A 6,767-nucleotide genomic window follows, 5' to 3' on the forward strand; every position below is an offset into this window, starting at 1 on the left:
TGTCGATTCGTAAGAAGAGGGGGTCGCTTCGCGATGGCAACGGGCGACGGCAAGGACGGCATCCAGTCCGCCGACAGGGTGCTGGCGCTCTATCAGGAGCTGCGCCTGCGCGGGGTGTCCAACCTCCACGAGGTCTTCCGTGAACTCGGCCTGGAGCCCGAGGAGTCCGAGAAGTGGCGCGCGGAGCTCGCCTCCCTCGGCCTGATCGTACCGACGGGCACCACCCACGCCACCCGCGACGACCTCCAGTCCGGCGCCTGGGAGCCGGGGCCCGACGCGGTCGCCGTCGTCGATCCGGAGATCGCCCTGCTGCGGATGCTCCAGGGCGAGCGCGAACGGCTGCGCGAGCACCTGGACGAATCCGACCGCGCGTACAGCGCGCTGGAGACCCTGGTCGGACGGTTCCTGCGCCCCGGATCGCTGAACGGTTCGGAGGTCGAGGTGGAGATCCTCGACGACTACGGGCGGATCCAGCAGGTGCTGGAGGACATCACGGACGTCATCCGGCACGACCTGACGTCCATGCACGTGACGGCCCTGGTCCGGGAGGTCGCGGACCGGGTGCTCAGCCGCGACCGCCGGCAGATCGACAACGGGGTGCGCATCCGCGCCATCTACCACCAGCGGATCACCACCTCCCCGGAGGCGGTGGAGATGCTCCGCCGCCGCGTCGAGGCCGGTGTCGAGATCAGGCTGTCGCCCGCCGTCCCGATGAACATGATCATCGCGGACCAGCAGTTCGCCGTACTGCCCGTACACCCCGACGACCGCGCGGCCGGCGCGATCCTGGCCCGCGGCCCGGCCCTCGTCCGTTCCTACCTGGCGCTGTACGAGCACTGTTGGCACGCCGCGACCCCGTACGGCGACGACGTCGCACCGGAACTCGGCGGCGACGGGCTGTCCGAGCAGCAGCGGGCCGCGCTGAAAATGCTCGCCTCCGGCATGAAGGACGAGAAGGTCGCCCGCACTCTGGGAGTTTCCCTGAGGACGGTGAGCCGCATGCTGTCCGAGCTGATGCAGGAAATGGGGGCGTCGAGCCGCTTCGAGGCCGGCGTGCGCGCGCAGCGGCTCGGCTGGCTCGACTGACCCGAAATACCGGCGCAATACTCCGGAGGCCGGAGAGCGGGGCCGGAGTGCGGGGCCGGAGTGCGGGGCCGGAGTGCGGGGCCGGAGAAGAACGGAGCCGCGGGGCAGCAGGGCCGGGCCGGGCCGGAGAACGGAAAAGGCCCCGCGGCCGCCCGGGGGCGATCACGAGGCTTTGCCGCGCGGCCGTGCCGTCAGTCCCAGCCGTTGCCGTTGGGCCGCACCGCCGACACGGCGGTGACGGCCGCGGTACAGAGCGGACGGGCGGGGGCCGCGGGGCGGGCGTCGGCGGGCGTTCCGGTGGCGTGCGCAGCGGACATGATTTCCTCCAGGAATTCAGAACGTCAATTCCGTCTCCGGGGATCCGTGCCGCCGGTATTCCTTCGAAGACATCTCCATTGTCCTACGGAATCCGCGGCCGGGTCGGATTCCTGTAGCGCCTCTGAGGCGGATCTGAAGTCCATCGCCCGGCATTCCGGGCGGAGTTCATACAGACGTTACAGCTGCATACCTTTGGTCACCCCAAAAGAGCTGTTAGGGTGGGCTTCCGGCCTTCTCGGCCCTCCAGGTGAGAGGCGCCGGCGAGGCAGGAGCGTGCCGTCGCTCCTGCCTCACCCGTCTCCGGCCCCGTCCGCTCCTCGCGCAGCACGTCCCGGTACACCTCCAGGGTCCGGGCCGCCGCGGCCCGCCAGCTCATCCCCCGCGCGTGCCGGACCGCCGCCTCCCCCATCGCGGCGCCCGCCCGCGGGTGCTCCGCGTACCAGCGCAGCCAACGGGCGTACTCGACCGGGTCGTTGCCGTGCACCAGCACGCCCGTCACCCGGTCCCGCACCGCGGTCGGGAGTCCGCCGACCGCCGAGGCCAGGACCGGGGTCCCACACGCCTGCGCCTCCAGTGCGACCAGCCCGAACGACTCGCTGCGGGAGGGCACCAGCAGGACGTCCGCCGCCCGGTACCAGTCGGCCAACTCATCCTGCGGGACCGGCGGGTGGTGCCGCAGGACGTCCGACACCCCCAGCTCCCGCGCCAGTTCCCAGGCGTCACCGCGCGGCCCGGCGCCCGAGTTCCCGCCGACCACCGGGACGATGGTCCGCCCGCGCAGCCCCGGTGCGTCCCCCAGCAGCCGGGCGATCGCGCGCACCATCACGTCGGGCCCCTTGAGGGGCTGGATGCGGCCCGCGTACAGGGGGACGAACGCGCCGGCGGGCAGACCGAGCCGGGCCCGCGCCGCGGCCCGGCCCCCGCCGGGGCCGAACGTGCGCAGGTCGACGCCCGGCCGGACGATCTCGGTACGGCCGGCCTGCGCCCCGTACAACTCCCGCAGTGCCCGCGCCTCCTCGCGCGTGTTCGCGATCAGCCGGTCGGCGGAGCCGACCACCTGGTGCTCGCCGCGCACGCGCAGCTCCGGCTCGGGGGTGTCGCCCTCGGCGAGGGCCGCGTTCTTGACCCGGGCCAGGGTGTGGGCGGTGTGCACGAGCGGGACCCGCCAGCCGGCGGCGGCGATGCGGCCCGCCTGGCCGGACAGCCAGTAGTGCGAGTGGATCAGGTCGTAGCGCCGCCGCTCCTTGAGCAGCGCCAGCGAGAACGGCACCACGAGGGCGGGCATGTCCTCCTTGGCCAGGGCCGCGCGCGGACCCGCCTCCAGGTGGCGCACGCCGACGCCGGGGGCGAGGGTGTCGCGCGGCGGGCGGGCCTCGCCCCGGCAACGGGTGAACAGGTCGACCTCGACGCCCTGTTCGGCGAGGGCGCGGGAGAGCTGGACCATGTAGACGTTCATGCCGCCCGCGTCCCCGGTGCCGGGCTGGTGCAGCGGCGAGGTGTGGACGCTGAGCATGGCGACGCGCAAGGACACGTGGGGCTCCTACGGGGAAGGGCCACGTACGCCCGGCACCGCCGGGCGACCGGCGCGCGGTCACGCGGCGAAGGAGGGTTTCTGTCGTCGTGCTGTCGTACGGTGCCGGGTGCCCGCCCCGGGCCGGGAGGCCGGCCGGAGCCGGTCAGAAGCCGAACACCGGCCCCGAGGGCGGGGCCAGCCGGGTGCCGGGCGCGGGCGGGGCGAGCACCTCGGCACGGACCGGGCCTCCGGGTTCCGCGCGCAGGGCCGCGGCGAGCCGGTCGGCGCCCTCCGGCATCACCGGGCGGGCCCAGGCGCCGAGGGCCCGGGCCACGGCCAACTGGGCCGCGAGCACCGGCAGGTGCCGGCCGCCGGCGGTGGGACGGTGCGCCTCGTGCGCGTTGACGTGGCCGAAGTCGGACACCGACCGCACCATCTCGTCGAGCAGCGCGACCGCCCGGCGGGGGTCGAAGGCCTCCGGCGAGTACGCCTCGCGCAGGTCTTCCAGCCCGCGCAGCAGCCTGCGCTCCAGCACCTCCCAGCCGGTGCCGCCGGGCAGCGCCTCAGGGACCCGTCCGGAGCTCTGCTCGCGCACGGCGGCGAACAGCCGGGACAGCCAGCTGTTCCAGCTCTCGTCCAGCTCGCGGCGGGCGGCGGCGAGCCGGTCCGGGTCGAAGGCGGTACGGCGGCCCAGCGGCCGGGCCTGCAAGACGTGCCGGCGCAGGGTGTCCGACCCGTACTCGGTGATCAGGTCCAGCGCCCAGGCCTTCTGGCCGGTGCCCCAGACCAGCGCCTCGTCCTCGATGACGTACGCCTCGTTCACGCAGAAGTGCTGCGGCAGCTTGATGCCCCGGGCGAACAGCAGGACCGGCAGCAGGACGGCGTGGCAGAAGGCGTGGCCGAAGCCGCAGAAGTGGATGGCCCGCTCGGGCAGCGGGCGCTCGCCGTGGCCGAAGAGGTGCATCGCGGCGGCCTCGAAGCAGCCGTCGATGCGGTGTTCGGGGAAGCCGTCCACCGGGACGGGCAGCCCCCACTCGGCGGGGTGGGCCACCGCGATGTCCGGCAGTCCGTCCTCGACGAGCGACTCGCACAGCGCGGCCAGGCGCGGCGGCAGCCCGGTGGCGGCCCAGTACTCGGCGAGGGCCTCGCGGTGCGGCTCCAGCGGGATGTAGAGGCGGCGGCAGCGTCTGGGCACGGCCGGGGTGCCGCACTGGGCGCAGTGCGGTCCCAGCAGGTCCCCGCCGTCGTTGGGGCGGGCGCACTCGTGGCACATGCCGCCGTCGCTGACGGCCGCGCAGTGCGGGCAGGCCCCGGTGACGTGCGCCCCGTGGAGGAAGCGCCCGCAGGGTTCGCAGTAGGGCGTCAGGCGGGTGCGGGCGGCGATGACGCCGTCCGCGTGCAGCCGCCGGAAGAGGTCGCCCAGCCAGCGCGCGTAGCCCCGGTCCTGGCGCGGGCGGACGATGTGGTCGAACTCGACGCCCGAGCGCAGCCAGTCCGCCGTGATCGCGGCGCGGTACCCCTCGGCCACCTCCTCCGGCTTGCGTCCCGCGCGGAGCGCCCGGACGTGGACGGAGCTGGTGTGATCGGCGGTACCGGTGGTGAACAGAACGGGTTCGCCCTCGGCCCTGAGGTACCGGGACAGCACGTCCGCCGCGACGTACGGTCCGGCGAGGTGACCGACGTGAAGTTCGCCGTGGGTGGCCGGCGGGGTCGCGGTGATCCAGACGGGGGTGCTCATGGGACCTCCTTGACGCTGTGGAGCGAAGTACGCAGCGAGGCTCGGAACGGAAGGGGGCACGGACCTCCCCGCTCCGCACGGCGCGCAAGGGGGGCGGCGGGAGCGGAGGAGAGCGGTGTGCCCACCTCAGAGTGACAGAGAAACGAACCGCGCGGTCTGGTATGGGCTTGCGCGTTCACGCCGTTGCGCGGACACGCCAGGCGGACGGCCGGGAGGGCGGCCGGGCGGGCGGCCCGGCGGACCGGCGTTGGCGTACTCGCGACATGACGCCTGTACGCCAAAGGGGCCGCCTTGCGGCTCACGGCCGTGCCCAACAGGCTGACCTCATGGAACACTTCGCGACCGATCGCATAGACCGCAGCGCCCCCGAATCCCTGCTGGTCGTGGCCGCGCACCCGGACGACATCGAGTTCTGCGTGAGCGGGACGGTCATGCGGTGGATCGCGCAGGGCACCACCCGCGTCACGTACTGCATCGTCACGGACGGCGGCGCCGGCGGGTACGACGAACAGCTCCCCCGCCAGGCCATGGGCGACCTGCGCCGCGCCGAGCAGGTGCATTCGGCCAAGCGCAGCGGCGTCGACGACGTCCGCTTCCTCGGCTACCCCGACAGCTACGTGGAGGCCGGCGTGGAGCTGCGCCGCGACCTGTGCCGGGTGATCCGGCAGGTCCGCCCGCAGCGTGCCGTCATCCCGAGCCCGGAGATCAACTGGGCCCGCATCGCCGACCTGCACCCCGACCACCGGGCGGTCGGCGACGCCGCGCTGCGGGCGATCTACCCCGAGGCACGCAATCCGTTCGCGCACCCCTCGCTCCTCAAGGAGGAGGGCCTGGAGCCGTGGATCGTGCCGGAGCTGTGGCTGATGACGGGCCCGACGCCCAATCAGTACGTCGACGTCACGCCCGTCTTCGACCGCAAGGTGGAGGCCCTGCGCATCCACACCTCGCAGACGGCGCACTTCGACGACCTCGCGGGACTGCTGCGGGAATGGCTGGGCGAGCACGCGCGGGCGGCGGGGCTGCCCCCGGGCCGGATGGCCGAGGCCTTCCAGGTCGTGCGGATCGACTGAGTCCCGCCCCCMCCCSGKCGGKGGGGGCGGGACCGGTCGGTGCGGGCGGTCACCGGTAGATGAGCAGCTCCGGCTCGGTCGCACCCGTCAGTACGTAGCGCGTCGCGACCACTGGACGGCCCGAGTAGAGCCGGATCAGCGTCGTCGCGTCGCCCTCGAAGCGCGCGGCCGGACGGCCGGGCACCTCGCCGCCGAGGACCAGCGGCCCGGTGTGGCCGTCGACGGCCGCGATCAACCGGGGCGTGTCCCGCTTGCGGCTGGCGGTGCGGAGCAGGGGCAGGGCGAGGGCGAGGCTGTGCCCGCCGTACGCCCCCGGCTCCCCGAACGCGTCCCGTACGTCGCCCGCGTGGATCCACTCCCCCAGGGCCACCGTGTCCAGCGTGCCGTCGCCCGCGGCGATGGCCGGGCCGGCTTCCGTGAGCCCGCGTTCCAGCTCGTCCACGATCCTGGCCACCGGCCAGTCCGCCCGCTCGGCCACATCGGCGGCGTTGGCGGCGGGGAGGAAGACGCCCTCCTCCAGCCGGCCCTCCACGATGCGTACGAGGGCGGCCGCGCAGTGGGCGAGGACGTCCCGGACCGTCCACCCCGGACAGGCGGTCCGCAGCCCGTACGCGGCTTCCGGCGCGCGGCGCAGGAGCGGGACCAGCGCGTCCCGTTCGGTACGCAGCAGCAGGTCCGGTAGCCAGGGGTCGCGCACGTCGTCGTCGGTGTCCACGGCGCTCAGTAGCGGTAGTGGTCGGGCTTGAACGGGCCCTCGACCTTGACGCCGATGTAGGCGGCCTGCTCCGGGCGCAGGGTGGTGAGCTTGACGCCGAGGGCGTCGAGGTGGAGACGGGCGACCTTCTCGTCGAGGTGCTTGGGCAGCACGTAGACGTCGGTCGGGTACTCCGACTGCTTGGTGAACAGCTCGATCTGGGCCAGGGTCTGGTCCGCGAAGGAGTTCGACATCACGAAGGACGGGTGACCGGTCGCGTTGCCCAGGTTGAGGAGGCGGCCCTCCGACAGGACGATCAGGACCTTGCCGTCGGGGAACTTCCAGGTG

7 protein-coding genes are annotated in these 6,767 nt (G+C 73.7%); 2 read left to right on the forward strand and 5 right to left on the reverse strand.

The window, feature by feature from the left end:
- Nucleotides 1–33 precede the first annotated feature (33 nt).
- Entirely contained in the window at nt 34–1,086 is a 1,053-nt protein-coding gene (locus AB4039_RS06130; protein WP_442270192.1) for a LuxR C-terminal-related transcriptional regulator, read from the forward strand.
- A 191-nt stretch (nt 1,087–1,277) separates the two neighbouring features.
- Here the strand turns inward: AB4039_RS06130 and AB4039_RS06135 are convergent, their stop codons facing one another.
- The 3 genes from AB4039_RS06135 to AB4039_RS06145 form a co-directional block, all read right to left on the reverse strand.
- Entirely contained in the window at nt 1,278–1,403 is a 126-nt protein-coding gene (locus AB4039_RS06135) for a hypothetical protein (protein ID WP_266843435.1), read from the reverse strand.
- A gap of 197 nt (nt 1,404–1,600) precedes the next feature.
- On the reverse strand, nt 1,601–2,917 hold the full coding sequence (mshA, locus tag AB4039_RS06140; RefSeq protein ID WP_442270196.1) for a D-inositol-3-phosphate glycosyltransferase: 1,317 nt from the start codon (nt 2,915–2,917) through the stop codon (nt 1,601–1,603).
- A gap of 163 nt (nt 2,918–3,080) precedes the next feature.
- Nucleotides 3,081–4,655: a class I tRNA ligase family protein gene (locus tag AB4039_RS06145; RefSeq protein ID WP_266843434.1), complete on the reverse strand. Its 1,575-nt coding sequence runs from the start codon at nt 4,653–4,655 to the stop codon at nt 3,081–3,083.
- 326 nt (nt 4,656–4,981) lie between these two features.
- On the opposite strand from AB4039_RS06145, the gene AB4039_RS06150 reads away from it, so the two are divergent.
- The gene (locus tag AB4039_RS06150) at nt 4,982–5,725 is read left to right on the forward strand and encodes a PIG-L deacetylase family protein (RefSeq protein WP_266843433.1); all 744 of its coding nucleotides are present in this window, start codon (nt 4,982–4,984) and stop codon (nt 5,723–5,725) included.
- Between the two features lie 49 nt (nt 5,726–5,774).
- On the opposite strand, the gene AB4039_RS06155 is transcribed toward AB4039_RS06150, so the two are convergent.
- Nucleotides 5,775–6,449, reverse strand: coding sequence for a maleylpyruvate isomerase family mycothiol-dependent enzyme (locus AB4039_RS06155; RefSeq protein WP_266844128.1), 675 nt, complete (start codon nt 6,447–6,449; stop codon nt 5,775–5,777).
- Nucleotides 6,446–6,767 (reverse strand): adenosylhomocysteinase (locus AB4039_RS06160; protein WP_442270193.1); only part of this gene is annotated, 322 nt, incomplete at its 5' end. The genes AB4039_RS06155 and AB4039_RS06160, both read right to left, overlap by 4 nt.

Source organism: Streptomyces sp. M-16 (genome assembly GCF_052114405.1).
Classification (GTDB): domain Bacteria; phylum Actinomycetota; class Actinomycetes; order Streptomycetales; family Streptomycetaceae; genus Streptomyces.

Bases quoted from the DNA above. Each gene is read 5' to 3' on its own strand.
- AB4039_RS06145 (WP_266843434.1), bottom strand. From the start codon at position 4,655: ATGAGCACCCCCGTCTGGATCACCGCGACCCCGCCGGCCACCCACGGC.
- AB4039_RS06135 (WP_266843435.1), bottom strand. From the start codon at position 1,403: ATGTCCGCTGCGCACGCCACCGGAACGCCCGCCGACGCCCGCCCCGCG.
- mshA (WP_442270196.1), bottom strand. From the start codon at position 2,917: ATGCTCAGCGTCCACACCTCGCCGCTGCACCAGCCCGGCACCGGGGAC.
- AB4039_RS06150 (WP_266843433.1), top strand. From the start codon at position 4,982: ATGGAACACTTCGCGACCGATCGCATAGACCGCAGCGCCCCCGAATCC.
- AB4039_RS06130 (WP_442270192.1), top strand. From the start codon at position 34: ATGGCAACGGGCGACGGCAAGGACGGCATCCAGTCCGCCGACAGGGTG.